Below are 19,279 nucleotides of genomic sequence, written 5' to 3'. Positions count from 1 at the left end.
CCCGTCGCGTTATTGCTTTACCGCACCGGTGGTCTGACCCCGTAGGATAAAATCAAGAAATGATGATAACTCACCAACAAAGGTTTGGACTCCATCTACATGATAAAAGGTACTCGTCGTTTCAAAGTCAAGTATATCGTTATGCTCGGAGTATAAGTAAATGGGTTTCCCTCCTCCAAGAGCCATACCAAATTCAATGTGGCTGCCTTTACCTGCCGGACTTAGAACAATAAGAAAATCGGAAGCTAGAACGGCTTGTATTTCCTGTTCACCAATTTCTTTCAAATCTTTCAATGAATTTGCTCGTTGGTTCTTTGTCCAATCATACGTTTGAACAAATCCTTTTTCGTTTAATATAGAAGCTACTTTCCTTACTGTATCGATGTTTCCAAAGCTTGATGCTATATAGTATTTCATATCTGTACCTCCAAAGAACGCTACAATTTCTTTCTATACATTTTTTTTGATAACCGAAACCGAACAACCCTTTTGCATATATTCCTTAATAACAGGAAAGTCAGGTGGATTAATGTTTGTTGGGAGTTGATCTAACCGAAAAAACGTTAACTCGTCAACCTCCTCTTCCTCCCTCCTTAATTCACCTTCATAATTATGGCAGATATATGCCGTCACGACATTATATACTTCATCCCCATGTGGGTACTTATAGTAAAATTCCTTCCCTGAAAAGACGTTGAAGAAGGTTAAGTCGCTAGAAATCAGACCTGTTTCTTCAAGCAGCTCCCTCTGTGCTACTTCTTCTAGCTTTTCACCCAATTCCATAGAACCTCCAGGTAATCCCCAGCAAAGATTATCCTTTCTCAGCTGTAATAAGATTTCACCCTTGTCATTTATGACGATTACACATGCACCGACCATAAGTAAAGGGTGTGTACCAACTTTTTTTCTTAAATCCATTATGTATCCCATAGCATCCTCCGTTAGAATCGTTATTGGTTCCTGTCATTAGACAACTAAATTCTACAAAAATAGCATTAATCCTTCATAGGATTAACGCTACTGTTTGTTTAGGAGACCTATATTCTACCATTCTTCTACCGTATCATTTGTCACTGGTAGAAAACAAACGGGTATTATTCATTCCCCTCCTACTTATTCATATACAGATTGTCTTGGTTCAGCCATCCCTATTTTTGTCCACTCTTCTTTGGATGGGCCGTAAATGCCTGGGACATTTAATCCTGCTTGTCGCATGAGAACAGTCATTTGTCCCCGGTGATGAGCTTGATGCTGACATAAATATAATAACAGGGTCCCCTTTGTCATTTGAATGCCAAAGAAATCAACCTTTTCAAAGAGTGACTGATCTGTCCATTGGGTTTCCAATGCCTCAACAAAGTGAGTCGATGCTTCTGAGTAGTTCTTCGCAATAGCATCAGCAGAAGACGGGACAGTCCAGTCTTCACCAGGAGCTTCAAATCTCAGGTCACCCTGTAATCCAATTACTTTCAATGCCGTAACCGTATGCCAAGCAATACGACCTAATGACCATTGATTGGGTGTTACTTCTTGCATTAACGATTCATCCGTTAGGCTTTTCAGAACTCTCATGGTTGCGCTCGCTTCATATTCCCAAGATTTCATAAAATCACTTAAGCTACGATACATTGTAAAACTCCTCTCTTTTATTCCTATTATTAGAGTTCTCCATTCCCCTGAAATTCCCTTTGTTATTCTGGCCATTTTCACAGTTGAACCCACCATATTCCCATTCACTGAGAACACTACTCTCGACTCTCTTTCGAAAAATGGCGCAAATCCAATTAATCATATGCGAACCACTTCGAAAATATCACATTAAGAGAAAAACACCTCTACCACACGTGTAAATTGCAAATGAGCAAAGAGAAGTTGAACAACTAAGTCACCCAAAAGTGAAAATTGCAGCAGGCACTATGTATGGAGCCATTGAATATTTACTTAAACATGAATTGATAAAACCAGTAAAAGGTACAGATATACAGGGAAAAACATAACGATCACAGAAAATAGCTTAGAGGGGTTACGGCTGGATTTTAAGCGAATGAAGGAGATCGTCAACTTAACTGATAAACTGCTACAACTGACTTCTGAGGGAAGAGAGGGATAGAATATGTATAAATTCAAAATCTTTTTTGACTTGATACCTTAGCTAGAAATTGGGAAAATGATACAATAATAAGAATACAAAGAAAGGTGTGATAATGATGAAGCACTTACAACCATTTAAAACGGTGATTGAAAAGTAATAAAAGTCATCTTCTTTTCAATCCATCCATCCATCCATGTAAATTTTTTCGAAAAGAGGACTTGTATGTATAAAGATAATGAATTAGTCATTCGCCCTATTGAGGCACGAGACTTAGAGAAATTATGGGAGTTAATCTATAAAGAAGCTGCACCAGAGTGGAAGAAATGGGATGCACCCTACTTTCCTCACCACCCTATTCCATTTGAGAAATTCATGGAAACATCACCAACATGGGTTGGGAAGGAAAATAGGTGGGTAATTTCGGTCAATGAAGTGGTATGCGGGGTGGTTTCTTATTATTTTGAGGATGAACAATCCATATGGTTGGAATTAGGAATCGTGATACATGAATCCGCTAATTGGAATAACGGAATCGGCACTCGTGCTCTCAAACTTTGGCTTCATCATCTATTTAACACCTTACCTCTTGTACGAGTTGGTTTAACCACTTGGTCAGGAAATGAAAGAATGATTCGAGTTGGTGAGAAAATAGGGATGCAGATCGAGGCACGGATAAGAAAAGTTCGCTATTACGACGGCAATTATTATGATTCCATTCGCATGGGTATGTTACGAGAAGAATGGGAAGTATTAAAAGATTCCTTGAAAATAGAAGTTGAGAGTTGATTTTTTAAATGATTCAAGTAGAAGTCGCATCTCATTGAAATGGAGAATGATCGATTTGGAAATTAGAAATTATCGTAACGAAGATGAAGATGGATGGGTACGGTGCAGAACACTTTCTTTTTTGGATACAGCCTATTATGATCATGTGTTAAGAGAAAAAGAAGTCTATGAAAACCCTTCTATAGAGCTGGTTGCAGTGATAGAAAATACCATAGTTGGGCTGCTCGATATTGAATACGAGAGGAAAGAAGGAACTGTATGTTCGAGGGGAAATGGGCTCGGTGGGATGATTTGGCATGTCGCTGTTCACCCTGACTTTCGCAGGAAAGGTATCGGTAAAAAATTGCTCCTCAAGTCACAAGAAATTTCTAATGAAATAGGGTTAGATTATCTTGAAGCTTGGACTAGAGATGACGAGTGGGTAAAAAACTGGTATGAATTACATGGCTTTCAACAGGAGGAGTCCTATCTCCACGTTTTTATTGATGGAGAAGAATTAAGTGGAGTGATGAAAAGTGACATTCCCCATTTACATCCTGTTGGAGCCTTTGCACACTACGTGGGTGAGGATAATGATGCCATAAAGAAAAAGTTTAAAAGAACACACGAATGTTTTTGCTACAAAAAAAAGATAAACTGTGAATGATAGAGGTGAAAACTGAATAATGCCCCCATAAGATAACTGATAAAATGCTTACAGTTATTGGATTCAATATGTTACTATTTAATAGACTGATAATTCGCAAATAAATTAGTCAAACTTAGTATAGGGGGTAGTATGATGGAAAAACAAATTAATGCTTACTTAATGAATGATAAAGGGGTTTCGACTAAATAACCAAAATATATAGCGTTTCCCCACATATTGAAAGGGGAATTTTATTTGAATCAGACATTATTAGTCATTGATACACAACAAGAATTAATAGATGGAAATCAAAAAGAACCTGCAGTTTTTAATAAAGACCAACTTATTATCAATATAAATTTCTTGATAAATAAAGCTATGAAATCAGGTATTCCAATCATATTTGTTAGGGACTTAGATGTTGCCGATGGTAAAGGTAGAGGATTTCAAATTCATAATAAAATTAACGTACCTACTGATGTAACGGTTTTTGATAAAACTGCAACGAATGCATTTCATGGAACTGGACTTCTAAGTCATTTAGAATCTCATGGGATAGAGCATCTTGTAATTGTTGGTTGTAAAACACAACATTGTATAGATAGTGCCGTCAGAACAGCAACCATTAATGGTTTTGACGTAACATTAGTCTCAGATGCCCATTCAACAACTGATAGTGATCTTTTAAGTGCAGAACAAATTATTAATCATCATAATGAGACCCTTCATGGTCATTACAACATAGAACACTTTTCAATTGTCAGACCTTCAAAAGAAGACCTATTTATTCCAACTCATGATTCTTACAGAGAATCATAATAGATTCCATTTATAAAGGAAGTTTTTTTATCATAATATTTTTTATTGAATTAGACTTGAAAATTCAGCAAAAAAGGCACAACGCCTTTTTTGCTACTGATCGTGTTAGCCTCTTGTTAATTAACCTGCGAATTCCATAACCAATATGTTAGCAAATCTTGTTGCTTCCCTGAGCTATTTTCTACAATCATTTGAAACCAAAAATACTGTTCAAATCACAGCCAATCATTCATGTAAGTAAGTAAACCTAATAAAGAACCTAATCCCATACCTATACAAACAGGCAATACAACATTTGATTTCTTGAGTACTTTATGAAATTCGCTCAATGCAATTCCCCTCTCTAGACAATATGGATAACCTCTACGGAAAAAATAGGATAAGGTTTCAAATGAGCTAGTTCCGTTTTGATATTGAGGTCAGACCCCTTTTTTTATCACTGAATACACATATGTATCATGCGGTTCTCCATTTTGATACATGTACTCCCGGAGCAGGCCTTCTTCTTGAAACCCCGCTTTTTTTAGCAGCAGACTAGAAGATTCATTGACGGTAAACACAACCGCTCCAATCCTCGTTAAGCCAAAGTCAGTAAATCCATAATCCATGATTCTAGTTACTGCCTCAAAGGCATATCCTTTTCGCCAGTAATGAGGGTTTAATTCATATCCAATCTCTGCTCGCCGATGTTTAGGAATCCACGCATTAAACCCAATTGTACCGATGATTCCTTGGGTCCCCTTGATTTCAATACCCCACCGAATTCCTCTTTTCTCCTCATAGCTCTTTCTAAAGAAATCAATCAACCCTTCCGCTTCTTCCATCGTTTGTAACGCATCTTGCCCATAATAACGAACGACACGTTCATTCGAAAAACAATGAAAAATCGCCTCTGCATCATCCCTTTGAATTTCTCTTAATCGCAATCTCTCTGTCTCTAATATAGGAAACATTCAAACTACTCCTTCGCTATGTCAGACTTTCGAACCTACTCGTACATGCCCCTTACTAACTTTTTTTGAAAAAGGGACAAAAGTCAGTCTTCACTAGCCTTTGCCCCCCTTCTTGGTTTACTCCTCTTGGCTGACAGGAGGAGAGGTCATAACAGACCGTGCGCTATACGCAATGATACTTACGATGAACAGGAGCGCACTGGCCATAAGATATACCGCTCTCACACCGAGATGCTCTGCAATCGCCCCCATAATTAATACGGAAACACCAAACGTACCTGTGACAATTGCCCCAAGTGAAGAATAGACAGCAGCCATTCGGTTGGAAGGAACCGGCGTTTAAATGGGACGAATAGTCATCGAAACATCTCCTTCTAACCAAAATCCTTCTCTCATGGGGGTGAGAATCAATTTGAATGAATTTTCATTCTTTTCTAACTATTACCCCTTCATTTTACTACTTGATCTAACACAAATGAAGCGGTTTTTACATTATTTCCTAACGTAACCGGCAAAAAAAAGCCTTACTCTCACTCGAAGTAAAGCTTTTCTAGAACATGACTATTTTTACTGTACTCCCATTCAACTCATTTTTAGTAGTCTGCAAGAGTCGCAATCAAAAGAAGCAGGCCGTTCACTGCTTTATTTGCTCGATGACACTTTTTATTAAAATGCTTTCCTTTGATAAACAACAGTTGTAAATCCCCACGAAATACTATAGATCAAGAGAATAAGAAGTGTGGCTCCCGTATATAACATCTCGTTCGATAAATTCGAAATAAACTCGATGATGGCGGGTGAATGCTTGGCTAAAACCCTCAAAATAAATGGAGTGAAGGCAGTTAAAAAAACAAAGCCAAAGATGATAACTGTCGTAATATGGCCTGGCTTAAATAGATAAAATAATGGAAAGGTTAATGCGGCAAAAACAAGGAATGAACCTCCTCCAATAGCGACGTCTGTCAGTGTAAAAGGTTTATTTAAGGCATATAAGGCTAGACTCGATATCCCAATCGAAAACATCATAAATAGGAGCGCACCAACATACCGTGCAGCAATAATTTCCTTCCGAGTATAGGGCAAGGAATTCAACAAAATGTTGACCTCTGTTTTTTCATCATAAGCAGATGCATTAAAGGGGATGAAAATACTAGCTACGAGAAAAATAAGCACTGGATGTGAATCCATGAAAATAAAGAAACCGATAAAGGGAATAAAAGTTAGGATTAACTTCTTCTGTAAAATCAGATCACGTCGAATTAAATTTAACATAGACTCTTCCTTCCTTTCATGTAATACATAATATCCTCAAGTGATGCTCTTTCAGTGATGACCGAGTTACCGAAAATATCATGTACCGCTTTGACATTATCTGTTAGAGCTTCAAAGCCTGTGGATGCACGGTTAATATGAACAAATGCCTGTTCCGTATCTTTATCCAATAGATCATTTCCACCCTTGACGAGGGCATAATTATCAGCGACGTCGTGAATGGATTGAGTGAAAATTAATTCGCCGTTTTGGAGAAAAGAGATATAATCAGCCATTCGATCTAAGTCGGTTGTAATGTGCGTAGAGAAGAAGATCGTTCGGCTCCCATCAAGCATGAGCTCTTGCAATAAGTCAAGTAATTCCCGTCTGAAAATAGGATCCAAGCCAGCAGTCGGTTCATCCATAATGATTAGCTCGGCATGATGTGACAGTGCGATAGCCAAAGAAGCCTTCATCTGCATCCCTTTTGAAAACGTTTTTAACGGCTTATTTAACGGAATTTCAAACTGGTCAACATATCGATCGAACATGGCATCATCCCATGACTTATAGGCAGGACCAATAAACCGCTTGATGTCTTTTAAATTCATGCCTTCAAAAAAGACATTGCCATCGTAGACAAACCCTATTCGCTCTTTAATGGCCTTCTCATGAGTCCGGTAGTCCAATCCAAATAGCTTTACCTCACCGGAATCGGGTTTTAATAAATTCATCATCATTTTAATGGTTGTAGATTTCCCAGCACCATTCGCTCCAATAAAGCCTGTAACAAATCCTTGTTTCACTTGTAAATCCACATTTTTCACTGCGAACCCCTTCCACTTCTTGCTTACATTACGCAGTTCTACTACATTTTCCATCCCCATCACTCCTCATATAAGATATTCATTAATTGCATCAGTTCATCTTGTGTAAGCCCGATTTCCCGGCTATTTGCAATGACCGCGGTCAGCTGTTCCTCGATAACCTTCAGTTTTTTCTCACGAATGACCTCTAAGTTTTGCTCGGCTATGAAGGACCCCTTGCCAACAATAGAGTAGATAAACCCTGCTTTTTCCAATTCCTCGTACGCCCGCTTTGTCGTGATTACACTGATTTTTAGATCCTTCGCGAGCTGGCGTATGGAAGGCAATGCGGCTCCCTCTTGAAGCTCACCTGATAAGATGGACGCACGAATTTGATTCGTAATTTGCTCATATATCGGCTCCTTAGAACGATTAGAAATAATGATTTGCATGCGAAATTCATTCCTCTTTTTTGAAATAATGTATATATACTATATACACATTATATACACATAAAATTGGAGAACGCAACCATTTTTTTCAGAAAATTCACCCATTCTGCTTCCGCTATAAATAAGTGGGATACGTTTTTAAGAAACAAAAAGAGCCTGCCTTGAATACACTCTTCAAAACATGCTCGCTCTTTTTTCATTCATGAAATACGCTTCTGTTATGTAGGTTCAATACACATGCAGGTCGTCATTTTTAATAGCTGTTTTCGTATCCATTGTTGCTTTTGAAACATGAGTAGCTTTCCGCTCCAGGATACACGCTTGCCGCGGAATCTCCTTGACTTCGCTTGTTGGTTCTCGTCTACCTCACTGCCTTCGCAGGGGTCTCGCATCCTTCCCTCCAAACTGTTACACTTCGTCCGAAGAAGGTGATCTTACCTGGTATAAAATATCAATCTACTCGAAAATAGCCTTTCAACACTTCCATTCACTCAATATAGTTTTCAAGTATGTACGACAAAGCTTTACTCTGTTTTGTTTTTCTCTTGATCGACTACCTTCTTTCCATGCTCTCATTCAGCATGTGGACCTGACGCCATCAAATACTGCATCTAATTTCTAATTAAGTGATATCTGCTTATTTTCTTATAGAATCCAACAGTCTTGTCATTTAGCGGTTGAATGGTTTGTGTTCTCTATTCTGTGATGACTTTTCATCTTCTTGTGAGATATTCTGTTTGAACCCGCTACAATCGTAAGCTTCTATGGTTTTTGAATGATACTTCATTCTTCTTTTTCGTAAAGCGCCTCTTTTACCGTTTTTTTCTTTCTGAAGGATCGAGTACAAGCCAGAATGGCATATTTTCCGTGTTTATTGTTAAGTTCTTCAAATGATCTGCCGTGAGTAGTTTGTGGTTGAAGGATGTGATTCTTGATGGAATGATAAGGGAAGTTCCATTGCTAAACAGTGCTTTTGTTTTCCCATTTTGGGAGAAGGTTCTTTTGATGTGAAATGGGTTAAACCAGATGTTGTCCTTGTGTTTCGGCGATTTCGTTGGGAACAGGACAATGTGATAGCGTGGATTGACCATAATCGGGCGCTTGTTTCCATTTCCAAAAATCATTCGTGAGGTATCCATAGCTCCACTGAGATTGAATCCCATACAGCGAATACTGTAATCCAACACCTCGAGGGGAGTATTACTGATCATCAGATCTCTTTCCGTTTCTCTAATTAATGTGCATTCATAGCCATTGCGATCATACTCACCCATCATATACATAAATGATGGATTAATAACATAGTGTGTTTTAATCATTGTGAACCGACTCCAGTCTAATCAAATTTAATTGACATCCAATGATACAAGAAACCAAATCATTTTGGTGCAAACACGCTAGCATTCTGAAAATAACAGCTTTTCTAAATCTGATTATAATGACAATCACTATACAAAATCTACCATAATATGTGTAATTTTTCCTAATTATTTGAGTTTTTGACAAATTTGTGAAAAAAAGCACAAAAGGTGTCCTTTTTCCGTAAAGTTCTACTAATAACAAGAGTGCAAGTCCCTTGGTTTAAACCCGGCAAGCTCACCTCGATGTGGGGAGGTGCAGGATGTCAATGCTCTTGGTCCATACTCAATCATTCTTACTATTTCCAAAGAAGAGAAGAATGTTAGATTCTACAGCTTTCTCATCGATTCTCGCAGCCTCTATATCTCCCTTTTGAAAAAACCCGCTATTGCAGGAAACGCTTGAAAATCCTTTCTCATATCTCGAAACGAGCAGACCTCCTTCCCCCGATAAAGCTGAAAATCGAGTGAATATTCATGACAATTCAGTGGGGCCTTCTTAAAAGATGTTGAAAAAAATTGAATCGCCTCCCCCCTGCTTCGTGCGAATAGAAACGCAAAGTGTTTCTCACTCATTTTCAGTGAATAGATGCGGACCTTATGAAAGCCTAAGACATTGGCTGTAATCATTTCCCTTACTTTCTGGTGATCAGCAAGCTGTAGGTTGATGTTACAACTATCATCCTCTAACGTTAGCTTCTTTTCCTTGAGCAAATGATAAAGATAGTGGGCAAGAGTCGCTTCCTCGTACAGTAAGCAGTCCAGATAAAGCTCCTTCACAAGCATCTAGTTCCCCTCCTGCTTATCGATTTCTTCATCGCGAGCATCACTAGCTTGCGGAAGATCTGATTCGTTCTTCTCCACTATTTCCCCTGTATGTTCGTTGTATTTCACCGAAACCGTACCGACTGGACCATTTCGATTTTTTGAGATGATGAAATCAAGGGAGAAATTCATCGAGCTTTTGTCATAATACCGCTCACGGTACAAGAACAAGATCACATCCGCATCCTGCTCCACACTTCCTGATTCACGAATATCCGACATCATTGGCCGTTTGTCAGCTCTTGATTCAACCGAGCGGTTAAGCTGTGCCAAACAAATAACGGGACAGTTAAAATCCTTGGCCATTGTTTTGAGCGACTTTGATACTTCTGTAATCTGTTGATGAGGATTGCCACCTTTTGTATGGCCTGTATGAATGAGAGATAAGTAGTCGATAAAAACAACCGGTTTCCTCTGTGGGTATTGATGAATCATTTTTCTTGTATTTGCCCTAATTTCAGGAATGGTTTGACCTGCACCATCAAATATTTGAATATTTGTGTGCGTAAGATTTCCCAAGATAGCTGCCCAGCTATCCTTTTGCCGCTGCGAGAGCCTTTGCTTTGGGTCTCGCATTTTCCCCCGATTAAACCCACCTGTTGACGCGACTAAGCGAGAGGTAACGAGCTTTTCAGGCATTTCAAGAGAAAAGATCAGCGGCAAATATCCGGCCCAGCCAATTACCTTAGCAAAATGAAGCATCACATCGGTTTTTCCCATGGATGGCCTCGCTGCGATAATCGTTACTTCCCCTTCCTGAAAACCACCCGTTATCTCATCAAGCTCTTTAAATCCTGTGGAAATTCCATTATTTAACGGTAGATTCTCCCACGGGGCTTCATAAATCGTCATTAATGCCCGCTGAATAGATGTGTGATTATCCATCTGTAAATGACTAATCTTATCCAGTTCTCCGCTGACTCTCTCAATCTCCCAATCATTCACAGATGCTAGCGTTAAGATACTCCGCTTTTCCCTTTCCTTCCATAGGTCAAGGAGCAGCTTCTCAATCGATTCAAATTTCTCAAGATCTGCATGGGTAATAAGCTCTGAGAGATAGGACATTCCCCCAAAAGACTCGAGATTCGGCAACGTCGTTAGTGTGATTAAATCGATATGCTTTCCTGCTAGTTGATACTCAACCATTTTTCGCATAAGCGCTTGATGCCTTGTACTTTCTAGCTGCCCAGGTTGAACAACCGTATCCTTCAGTAAATATTCCGATTTCATCAAGCTCCCTAAGAAAGCCTTTTCTGCTAAGTGTGTCATTCCCTTTCACCTGCAGTCAGATCGAATACAAAATTTCGGGGAATATCTCTTCCTGGTGGCAACACTTTGGCCTCAGGTGGTTGTTTTTTTATCTTTTTTTGCTTTTCTACATGTAAATCAATCTCTTGAACCGTTAATAACCCTAGATTTTTCCAGTTATTTAATATTCCTATCACATAATTGAGCATTCTCTTATTATTTGCACATGCGATTTCCATTGCTTTTAAGATGACTTCTTTCGGTTGTAAAAAGATATCATCATCTAACCACATGAGTAATTGTTCTTTCCCATGTATGTTTGTAAAACCAAATCCATTTTTATCCCAAAAGACGACTACATCTTCTACATCGTTTTTCTTTTGGTGAGATGGAGAATGTATATGTTTGTTTTTTTCTCCATTTTGATTTTGTTCTGTTTGCATTTGTTTTTCTTTTTCTTTTTCTTGTTGTTTTTGTTTTTGTTTTTCTTTTTCTTTTTCTTTTTGCCCACGTATCGTTGAATGGCATGTTACTAGGGATTCAAGTGGTTCTTCTTCTAAATCTAGTTCTTCCTCTTCTAATGGCTCCACATGACAAAAGGATTCAAACAGTTCACGAAATTCCTGCTTATTAATCGATTCCATCACATAAGAAATCAACGACGTATCGACAACCTCTTTCAATTCAGAATACATACAATCCATGACCGGCTTGCCGCCTTTTTGGAGATTATATTTCCCCCACTCTTTAATCGCGAGCTCCCATGTTTCTGGATTATAGCGAATCAGCTTGTGATGGAAGCAAAAACGATCCATCAACGCCTGCACCGTCTCCATTGAATAGCCTAAATCAAAAGCCATCTGCTTCTTCGTAATCGTATAGATCCCTATCTGCTTCGTATTCGGATTCGTCAACAAATACAAATAAAAATACTTATCCTCCGGTGACATCTCCTCCATAACCATCGGAATCTTCCAAAAATCCGTACGAACCATTCGATACATCGCCATCAACACCCAGTCCCTTCTTCACATAAAATATCCTTCACCTTTTATATAGTGATTTTTAAGGGCAAACGGACAAGGGGGTTCACGAAAACATGTGAAGATTTGGTGACAGAGGTTGAAAGGAGACTCTATTTTTTTATTAAAGGAAGTTTGTGGATGCAGTGGAATGAAACGAATCAGAATTAAAATTCAGATCTATTAGTGTTAGATTTTTTTCATTGTTTGAAGTTTGAAAACCTTAGTGGAATACAGCAAAAGCTGATGCTAGACTAAAAAGTAGACACAGATTGTTAAAATAAATATATCTACTATAGCGAGGTATGTCTGTATGGCAAGAGGTAATGATAAACGATATGAAGAATCAAATAGTATGAACGATATTTACCTGGACGGGAATGGGTTTATTCATATTTCTCTAAGACTTCGTCAAAGCCAGGTAGTTTCTAAAGCAAAAAAAAGCACAGGTCCTATTACCTATGCCATAAATTTTACGTATCCTTTTCAAGTCAATTCCAATTTCTATCAACGCTTAATGCTCCGAATCGTCCAATACCATCTTTTCACACTACAAACCCTGCAGCAAGACTTCAACAAAAGATCAGCCTCTCTTTTTCCAAGAACCGCTTTTCTTGTTACTGTAATTTCTTTCCCGCAATATTTACATGACGTCTTTACAACTGAATTCGTCAATATTCTCACTTCCCGAAAGGAATCTAATCTAACCTCACACTCTACTCATCTACCACTACATACTTTTAGAAATCGGCTCCGTCACATAATTTTGACCCTGAAAGTGATACGCGATCGCCCATTCCAGCTCAATTTTCTTCCCATTCAAGCCATTCACCACATGGCAAACAGGCGTGAGTTCTGAGAATTTCTCCTTGAAGTTCCTTGCTGACTCTCTAGGTATAGGCAAAGTATACGTATGAAACCCATCCGAAAGCTTAAAAAACTCACGGTCTGCATCATAAGTACTTAGAGAGAAATTTCGTTCATTTATGTATATAAAGTAACTACTATAAAGCATCATTCTCATCTTCGTTTCATTGTAGGTCAGAATCGACTTCTTCACCGCTTGATACATCTCAGCTATATGTTTAGTAGCTACCTCACTAAACCGAAGATGAAATGTATCAACGATCCGATTTTGAAACTCCTCTGAAGTTTCAAATTCATCTTTTTCTAAATCTCTTACAATAAGCTGATACACAAAGTTCCCTACTATTTCATCGATTTTTACCGGTTTTAATCCTTTGATCGATTCTCTGTACCGTTCGAATATGTTATTTCTACTCCGATAATATTTCTGTTCTACGAAATCTCCCTCAATTTCACTAAACTTCCCAATAGTCACTTCATCAACGAGGTCTTTCGTTAAGGAAAAGAGGGTATTCTTCACTTTATTTTGGGTAGCTTTTTTTAAATTAACTTGAAATTGATAATAGTCCTTAATCCCAAACTTAACGGCTAAAATATCAAAAAACGTGTCTCCTGCTAAATTTTTGGTTTCATTCCCATACCGTGCAACATCCTCTAACGTAAAGCTATTTTCATATAACTCTGCATACCCAGTTAGATCCATCATAAAACGACTCATTTTAAAATCTTTCACAAAGTCATAATCTAATAAATTATCGCTTAGTAAGCGAGCATCCTCATAGGCTAGTGCTTCCCTAAACAGTGCCACACATTTTTCAACATTTAGATCTTGATAGGTTCCAAAAGTAAACACTCGCTTTTCTACTTCTGGCTCCTCTTCACACACCACGGGTTGTTCACTTACAGCTGCATCTGCAACTGCATGATCTCGCTTGTCACTTTCAAGATTCCTTTTTTCTTTTAATTCATCTATTTTGATTTCGGCTTCCATTTTTAAATCTGATACTTTATCTTTCACTTGATCTTTTATTTTCGACACCTTTTCGTCGACTTCCCACTCCATTAATTTAAGTTCAGCATCTAATTTTAGATCACTTAATTTGTCTTTTGCGGTACCGCCTAATGTGCGCAATCCCTTGATGAATCCCATTTTCTTCTCCCCTTACTTTTTACTTCATAAACGATTAGATAAATACTTTTTTGGCGGTCTTTCCAATCACATTTGTTCCGATTCCATCTACAGTTCCACCGATAACACCACCTACAAGGGGTACAGCTTTTCCTAAGTTAACCACACCGGTTTTTCCAAATTTAGTGACCAATCGGAAACCAACTGCTTTATTTATCGCTTTAATCAATTCTTTTGGGATTTTCTTGATCGCTTGTTTGGTAATGGCGGTTCCTGCCTTGATTCCAGCCTGCTTTAATAGATCGGAAGCTGCCTGACCTGTTAAGCACACAAACACAAATGTTTTCACTTGGTCATCTTTTAAATCATACCCTCTCATATGGGCAATTGCCGCAATCATTCTTATTTGCACATAAGTCACGGAAGCTATATTTGCTGGAATGGCGACTGGCAATGTAATCAAGCCACCTAATCCTGTTAAAAATCCACTCGTAGCTGACTTCGTATTTTGCCAACGTATAAGACTATTAATCGCCTGATCAACGGAAGGATGCTTTGACATGAAATTCTCGGCTATTTCATAGGCCGTATCTGTACCTGGTAGTCCATTGATTGACTGATCATAAGCCCAATCTAATAATTTGCTTACTTTGCTTTCTGTTAGTTGATTTTCTGTCATGATGCCCTCCCGAATAGGAAAAATGTACTATACCTATTTTAATACATAAATGGTAGTTTTGGGTAAAAAATTTATAAATATTATTCTACTAAAATGTTGTTTGGTAAAATGGATGCTCTGGTACAAGGAAAATATTTCTTAAAAAGAGTATAGCAAAATAGGGTGTGTGAAAATTCGGATGGGTATAGTACACGTGAAAAACTACAGCCACAAGAAATATTGTATACTGAATACATAGAAGCTACTTTTCGGAGGTTTACTGTGAGTGAAAAACATACATTACATGACCTAAAGGAGAAAGAACGGGAAGCACGGCGGGAACTGATACTTTCAGCTGCGGCTCGCCTATTTAGTCAGACACATATCTCAAAGGTGGGAATGCGGGATATTGCCAAAGAGGCTGGCATCTCACCTGCATTAATCTACCGCCATTTTGAAGACCGGGACGAATTATTTGTTGAGGTATTTTTCCGTCAAATTGAACAAATGATTACGGCCTTTGAGGAAGCGATAACAGAATCGAAAGTCACCTCTATCGAAGAAGTGGGCCACACATTCGTTACCTACTTATTGGATCATGATGATTTTTTTCAGATGATGACCTACTTTATGCTGGATGCAGTCATGAATGCCAAGACGATTGATAGCTTCAATGAGAATATTCGAAAACTATTAACTCTTTTCGACAAATCCTTTGCCCAGCATGGTATGAGTGAAGACGTGCGCATTCATTCACACGCTTTTTTCTCTGCCCTGAACGGAATCGTCATCACGTTCCGAAACTATCCTGGTCGAACAGAAGAAGAAATTCGCAAGCATATTACCCACCTAACTCAATTGATGAGTAGTAAATTTACAAACTAGCAAACCCCTTCTCGTCTGAAGCGATAACCACACGATTCAGTCCTTCAACTACAGTCCGGGAAAAGTACATACTAAAATGGCAAGTATTGAAGTTTCAAAATACTTGCCTCCCTCTACCTATATTTAATTGTATTCACATTTAATGAAAATATATAATCTCCACATTTGTATTTAAAATATCCTCAAAGAATTGACTCTATTTCCTACATCTGGTTGATCAATTTTTTATTTCCTCAATAAAAAACCCTAGAAAAACCAATTTAATAATCTGTGGGAGTGGTCTATTGTTTGCTCTTTACAAAGTAACTCCTAGTATTTTCTTTTACTTCATTCGAGAGCACATGGTTTAATTCTTCCTGTAACCATGAAAGTGTCTTTGTCTGCAAGTAGTCACGCATTTTTTCTTCTGCCGCCAGCATCACTATATTGATTGTGCATGAAGCACTAGGTGAACAGATTTTTTCCCTAAATAAATACCCATTATCCTTAATGTTCTTACATTGAAATATGGGTTTAGACCCTTCAACTGCCTCTATAACATCCCAAAAAGTAATGTCCTCAGGAGATTTTGCCAACTTATATCCTCCCTTAACACCTGGAACTGAGCTTACAATTCCGACCTTGGATAGCTTACTGAAAATCTTTGAGAGATATGTTTCCGAAACACCTTGAAAGTGAGAAAGATCCTTTATCCCAATAGGCGACTCTTCTGGAGTATCAATTAAATATACAAGACAATGAAGTGCATACTCCACTCCTATACTATATTGCATAAATTCACCTTCTTCAAAAAAGATTATGTAAATTTATTTTAAGAATGTTAGTATTCTTTGTCAAACTAAGTTAACACGTTCGTTTAAATACGATTGACATAAAAAGTGAAAGTGTTTATTATAGATAATATCAATCGGCGATTAATGTTATCTATAATTGTCGTTTGAAATACACTTACTAAATGGTATGGAGGGAAAGAAATTGAAGCAACCTGTAGATTATTTAACTGTAGCACCAAAAGGAATTAATATTATGATGGAAATGGAAAAGTACACGATAACTACTGAGATTGATCGGAAATTAGGTGAACTGATTAAGATAAGAGTTTCTCAAATTAACGGGTGTGCATTTTGTTTAAATATGCATGTTGTAGATGCTCGGAAATTAGGTGAGACAGAGCAAAGAATAAACTGTGTTAGTGCTTGGGAAGATTGTGAATTCTATACAGAAGCGGAAAAAGTAGCATTGGAGTTGGCTGAGCACGTCACATCAATATCGACAAAACGTGTTCCAGAAGAGCTATATCAAAGAGTACGTAATTTCTATGATGAACGGGAATATGTGGATCTCGTACTAATAATTAATCAAATTAATAGTTGGAATAGAATTTCTATCTCTATGGGCAATACAGCTAAATAATGGAAACATTTGAAAAAAGTGGTAGATAAGGCAGTAAAAATGCTTAAAGATAGCAAAAAAAATAAAAATAATTATATAACTCGCGGTACATTAAAAACATACTAAGATTAGTAGTACTGACCCCGGCCAGGGTTTGTGCTACTATTTTTTTTATAGTAGAAGTGAAGTAAGGCCGACCAGCCTCAGGAACCATATAGAGTCCGTATTAAAAACCGGCTAACTTCACACCCTTGTTTGAATCAGTTTAGTATGTTGGGTCCTAAGAGATCGAGTAAAAGAAAGTGGAATCAGTAAGGCAATGTGAAGGCTTCTATGTTTGGCTAAAGAAGGAGAAATGAATATGAAACATGTACTGGCATTCGACTTGTAGGCCAAAGTGCAAAATACACTTGTGAAGGTACTACAGAGTTTAAAACTCAAACGAGTTATACAATGTCTAAAACTAATCTTGAGGCCACTTCTTCTTTTGTTTCTTGGAAAGTAGTACATGCAGTTGGAGATCCTTTTGATATTCTCATCTTAGAACCGCCTGTAATAGATTACACTTATGTAGGAGCTGTCAGCTATGACGGAGATATCCAAATAAGTGGAACACATGATCAGGCTCCAGCTCATGAAATGTATACTTACATTCCAAATTCTGATGCAGTAATAACTATTTTTACGCATGCGAATAAAGGCTTACTGTACCTTGCTCCTCCAATGCCAGATGCATCAATAGAATTCAGTATCTATAATTAAAATAACAAAACCCAAGTGAAATTAAATTACGCTTGGATTTGTTTTTTTGGCTCTTCGCCATTTACAGTGATTTTGCAGAAAAATCATAGTCTCGTTTTCTAAGAAATTAAAAACGGACAAGGGAATGAGTTCAATTGCTCGCTTAGCATTCTCCCCCTGTTACAAGTATAAAATCCATGTTTCTGGATATACTTTTGACTGGACAAGGGAATGGGTTCAGTTGCGAAGCGATGCATGGCTCCGAACTGTTACTCATTCTTTTTTATCTTTTTAATGCAAAATCCAGCTTACCATGAAGTAAATACACCATGGCAATGATATTTTTATCTGAGCGATAACCACGTGCCTTTCGCTTTGCGGCCTGAAACACGCTATTAATGCCTTCTAACAAACCATTATTTAATTTGGATGAAAACCATCGAATAATCCCGTTATAATGGTTTTTAATCATTTTTGAGACTTCTATTATCGGTTCAAGTCGGCAGCGAAGTCCCCATTGAATCCAGTCGTTTAGTACCATTGGTGCGATTTCACGTGGATATTGGAATATTTCTTGAAAGCTGACTCGCATACGATAGGCTTTAGCAGTATCTAAGTGACAGTCCTTTAATCGGTCAAGTGTCTCTTTTTGCTTTTTCGTTAAGTTTTTTTCGTTTTTCAACCAAACATATCTAGTGTTTTTAAGTTCCGTACAGCTTTTTTGCTCATTACGCCGTACTTTATCTACTGCTTCATTTACAGCTTTGATGACATGAAATTTATCGAACTCAGAAAAATAATCCTCGAAATCACTTGGTCTCTTAACATGTGGATGATTAAATTTGTCTTTCTTTATATTTACGAACTCGACTGCCTCGTAGGCAAGCTTTTTTGATAAAGAGCCATAATCTTCCTTTGAAAATTTATAAGCATTAAAAATGCTTTGTATTATTTTGTAACTAACGTCATTTTGCTCAATAAAATCGACACTATAAAATTAACACTACCGATAGTGTGTTTGCTGGTGAAATATGAGGTAGGGATATGCAACAATATTCTAAGATGTAAACTTATTTGTAACGTGAATAGCTTCAATAAGGAATGAGGACAAATGATTTGTGAAAAAATAAAGGGAAAAATGAAATTCCGCCGAACCAATTATACATATAAAAAGATTAAAAAAGGGGAAGAATCGATGCCATATGATTTATCAAGCATATAGAAGAAAAAGGATATGGTCTTGAAACAATAATAAGCAGCAGCCAAAGAACGATAAAAATCAACTTAAGGTTCTTGTGGCTGGAAAAGAAGAAAAAAGATAACTTATATTTTAAATAGGCAAAAGTGTAAAATATTTCTAGACGGGT

Annotated in this window: 22 protein-coding genes and 1 pseudogene; 6 read left to right on the top strand and 17 right to left on the bottom strand. The window is 37.7% G+C overall.

Going from position 1 to position 19,279, the window contains the following annotated elements:
• Positions 1–9: 9 nt before the first annotated feature.
• The 3 genes from LS684_RS09595 to LS684_RS09585 form a co-directional block, all read right to left on the bottom strand.
• Positions 10–417, bottom strand: a complete 408-nt coding sequence (locus LS684_RS09595) for a nucleoside 2-deoxyribosyltransferase (RefSeq protein ID WP_233811362.1) — start codon at positions 415–417, stop codon at positions 10–12.
• 33 nt (positions 418–450) lie between these two features.
• The gene (locus tag LS684_RS09590) at positions 451–930 is read right to left on the bottom strand and encodes an NUDIX hydrolase (protein WP_233811361.1); all 480 of its coding nucleotides are present in this window, start codon (positions 928–930) and stop codon (positions 451–453) included.
• 183 nt (positions 931–1,113) lie between these two features.
• Entirely contained in the window at positions 1,114–1,629 is a 516-nt protein-coding gene (locus LS684_RS09585; protein WP_233811360.1) for a DinB family protein, read from the bottom strand.
• A gap of 685 nt (positions 1,630–2,314) precedes the next feature.
• Between LS684_RS09585 and LS684_RS09580 the strand changes: the two genes are divergently transcribed.
• From LS684_RS09580 to LS684_RS09570, 3 genes are all read left to right on the top strand, one after another.
• Entirely contained in the window at positions 2,315–2,878 is a 564-nt protein-coding gene (locus LS684_RS09580; RefSeq protein WP_233811359.1) for a GNAT family N-acetyltransferase, read from the top strand.
• A 49-nt stretch (positions 2,879–2,927) separates the two neighbouring features.
• Positions 2,928–3,524 carry a GNAT family N-acetyltransferase gene (locus LS684_RS09575; protein ID WP_233811598.1) on the top strand — a complete coding sequence of 199 codons (597 nt, stop codon included), beginning with the start codon at positions 2,928–2,930 and terminating at the stop codon, positions 3,522–3,524.
• Positions 3,525–3,761: 237 nt separating this feature from the next.
• Positions 3,762–4,325: a cysteine hydrolase family protein gene (locus LS684_RS09570; RefSeq protein ID WP_233811358.1), complete on the top strand. Its 564-nt coding sequence runs from the start codon at positions 3,762–3,764 to the stop codon at positions 4,323–4,325.
• A gap of 419 nt (positions 4,326–4,744) precedes the next feature.
• Here the strand turns inward: LS684_RS09570 and LS684_RS09565 are convergent, their stop codons facing one another.
• The 12 genes from LS684_RS09565 to LS684_RS09510 all read right to left on the bottom strand — a co-directional run bounded on the left by LS684_RS09565 (position 4,745) and on the right by LS684_RS09510 (position 14,915).
• Positions 4,745–5,278, bottom strand: coding sequence for a GNAT family N-acetyltransferase (locus LS684_RS09565; RefSeq protein WP_233811357.1), 534 nt, complete (start codon positions 5,276–5,278; stop codon positions 4,745–4,747).
• A 117-nt stretch (positions 5,279–5,395) separates the two neighbouring features.
• Positions 5,396–5,596, bottom strand: coding sequence for a hypothetical protein (locus tag LS684_RS09560; RefSeq protein ID WP_233811356.1), 201 nt, complete (start codon positions 5,594–5,596; stop codon positions 5,396–5,398).
• A gap of 348 nt (positions 5,597–5,944) precedes the next feature.
• Positions 5,945–6,550 carry an ABC-2 transporter permease gene (locus LS684_RS09555; RefSeq protein WP_233811355.1) on the bottom strand — a complete coding sequence of 202 codons (606 nt, stop codon included), beginning with the start codon at positions 6,548–6,550 and terminating at the stop codon, positions 5,945–5,947.
• A complete protein-coding gene (locus tag LS684_RS09550; protein WP_233811354.1) occupies positions 6,544–7,410 on the bottom strand; it encodes an ABC transporter ATP-binding protein in 867 nt (288 codons plus the stop codon). Before LS684_RS09550 ends, LS684_RS09555 begins: the two co-directional genes overlap by 7 nt.
• A gap of 5 nt (positions 7,411–7,415) precedes the next feature.
• The gene (locus LS684_RS09545; protein WP_233811353.1) at positions 7,416–7,787 is read right to left on the bottom strand and encodes a GntR family transcriptional regulator; all 372 of its coding nucleotides are present in this window, start codon (positions 7,785–7,787) and stop codon (positions 7,416–7,418) included.
• A 218-nt stretch (positions 7,788–8,005) separates the two neighbouring features.
• On the bottom strand, positions 8,006–8,179 hold the full coding sequence (locus LS684_RS09540) for a hypothetical protein (protein ID WP_233811352.1): 174 nt from the start codon (positions 8,177–8,179) through the stop codon (positions 8,006–8,008).
• A 420-nt stretch (positions 8,180–8,599) separates the two neighbouring features.
• On the bottom strand, positions 8,600–9,106 hold the full coding sequence (locus LS684_RS09535) for a competence protein ComK (RefSeq protein WP_233811351.1): 507 nt from the start codon (positions 9,104–9,106) through the stop codon (positions 8,600–8,602).
• Between the two features lie 399 nt (positions 9,107–9,505).
• The gene (locus LS684_RS09530) at positions 9,506–9,931 is read right to left on the bottom strand and encodes a hypothetical protein (RefSeq protein ID WP_233811350.1); all 426 of its coding nucleotides are present in this window, start codon (positions 9,929–9,931) and stop codon (positions 9,506–9,508) included.
• The gene (locus LS684_RS09525) at positions 9,932–11,239 is read right to left on the bottom strand and encodes a replicative DNA helicase (protein ID WP_233811349.1); all 1,308 of its coding nucleotides are present in this window, start codon (positions 11,237–11,239) and stop codon (positions 9,932–9,934) included. It lies immediately after the preceding gene.
• Positions 11,236–12,228 (bottom strand): DnaD domain protein, encoded by a 993-nt coding sequence (locus LS684_RS09520; protein WP_233811597.1) that lies wholly within the window; start codon positions 12,226–12,228, stop codon positions 11,236–11,238. The genes LS684_RS09525 and LS684_RS09520 overlap by 4 nt, the downstream gene beginning before the upstream one ends.
• 742 nt (positions 12,229–12,970) lie before the next feature.
• Positions 12,971–14,257, bottom strand: coding sequence for a hypothetical protein (locus tag LS684_RS09515; protein ID WP_233811348.1), 1,287 nt, complete (start codon positions 14,255–14,257; stop codon positions 12,971–12,973).
• Between the two features lie 34 nt (positions 14,258–14,291).
• On the bottom strand, positions 14,292–14,915 hold the full coding sequence (locus LS684_RS09510) for an EcsC family protein (protein ID WP_233811347.1): 624 nt from the start codon (positions 14,913–14,915) through the stop codon (positions 14,292–14,294).
• A gap of 261 nt (positions 14,916–15,176) precedes the next feature.
• Here LS684_RS09510 and LS684_RS09505 point away from each other — a divergent pair, with 261 nt between their 5' ends.
• Positions 15,177–15,779, top strand: coding sequence for a TetR/AcrR family transcriptional regulator (locus LS684_RS09505; protein ID WP_233811346.1), 603 nt, complete (start codon positions 15,177–15,179; stop codon positions 15,777–15,779).
• Between the two features lie 281 nt (positions 15,780–16,060).
• Here the strand turns inward: LS684_RS09505 and LS684_RS09500 are convergent, their stop codons facing one another.
• On the bottom strand, positions 16,061–16,552 hold the full coding sequence (locus tag LS684_RS09500; RefSeq protein ID WP_233811345.1) for an RrF2 family transcriptional regulator: 492 nt from the start codon (positions 16,550–16,552) through the stop codon (positions 16,061–16,063).
• 253 nt (positions 16,553–16,805) lie between these two features.
• Between LS684_RS09500 and LS684_RS09495 the strand changes: the two genes are divergently transcribed.
• Together LS684_RS09495 and LS684_RS09490 are read left to right on the top strand one after the other, a co-directional pair.
• Entirely contained in the window at positions 16,806–17,192 is a 387-nt protein-coding gene (locus LS684_RS09495; protein WP_233811596.1) for a carboxymuconolactone decarboxylase family protein, read from the top strand.
• A gap of 432 nt (positions 17,193–17,624) precedes the next feature.
• The gene (locus LS684_RS09490; RefSeq protein ID WP_233811344.1) at positions 17,625–17,933 is read left to right on the top strand and encodes a DUF3238 domain-containing protein; all 309 of its coding nucleotides are present in this window, start codon (positions 17,625–17,627) and stop codon (positions 17,931–17,933) included.
• 262 nt (positions 17,934–18,195) lie between these two features.
• Here the strand turns inward: LS684_RS09490 and LS684_RS09485 are convergent.
• Positions 18,196–18,699: pseudogene (locus LS684_RS09485) on the bottom strand (ISL3 family transposase); the annotation flags it as partial.
• Between the last annotated feature and the right edge of the window lie 580 nt (positions 18,700–19,279).

Source organism: Cytobacillus spongiae (assembly GCF_021390075.1).
This window is presented reverse-complemented; position numbering and strand designations above follow the sequence as displayed.